The sequence below is a fragment of the Nguyenibacter vanlangensis genome (genome assembly GCF_013376155.1).
Lineage (GTDB): Bacteria > Pseudomonadota > Alphaproteobacteria > Acetobacterales > Acetobacteraceae > Gluconacetobacter > Gluconacetobacter vanlangensis.
This window is the reverse complement of sequence record NZ_JABXXP010001127.1, coordinates 1-668: the sequence shown is the minus strand read 5'-3', so window position 1 is coordinate 668 and position 668 is coordinate 1. Positions and strand designations below refer to the sequence as shown.

1 pseudogene is annotated in these 668 nt (G+C 71.6%); it reads left to right on the top strand.

Annotated elements, in window-relative coordinates:
- Window positions 1–162 precede the first annotated feature (162 nt).
- Window positions 163–668, top strand: a pseudogene (gene purH, locus HUK84_RS21650) (bifunctional phosphoribosylaminoimidazolecarboxamide formyltransferase/IMP cyclohydrolase); the annotation flags it as partial.

The following is a 668-nucleotide window of genomic DNA, read 5'->3' as shown; positions in this document are numbered from 1 at the left end:
CCAGCCTCGACGGCGACCCGCTGCCCTGCCCGGACGGGCTGGCGGACAGGGTGCGCGCCGCCCTGCGGGACTGACCGGCGCACAGGATCATTGCTCCACCGGCCCGGGTTGGATAAGGACGCGGGCTTCCTGTCCGTCCATCCGTGAAAGGTCGCCCCCGCGATGACCCAGACGCAAGTGCCGGTCCGCCGCGCGCTGATTTCCGTTTCCGACAAGACGGGGTTGCTCGACCTCGCGCGCGCGCTGCTCGCCCACGGCGCCGAAATCCTCTCGACCGGCGGCTCGGCCCGCGCCCTGCGCGACGCCGGCCTTCCGGTGACCGAGGTCTCGGACCATACCGGCTTCCCCGAAATCCTGGACGGACGGGTCAAGACCCTGGTGCCGCAGATCCATGGCGGCATTCTCGGCCGGCGCGACCTGCCGGCGCACCTGGCGCAGATGGACGAGCACGGCATCGCCCCGATCGACCTGGTGGCGGTCAATCTCTATCCGTTCGAGGCCACGGTGGCCTCCGGCGCCGGCCCCGAGGACTGCATCGAGAACATCGATATCGGCGGCCCGGCGCTGATCCGCGCGGCGGCCAAGAATCACGGCCATGTCGCGGTGCTGACCGACCCGTCCCAGTACGGCGCGGTGATCGACGCCCTGGCCGCCGGCGGCACCACCCT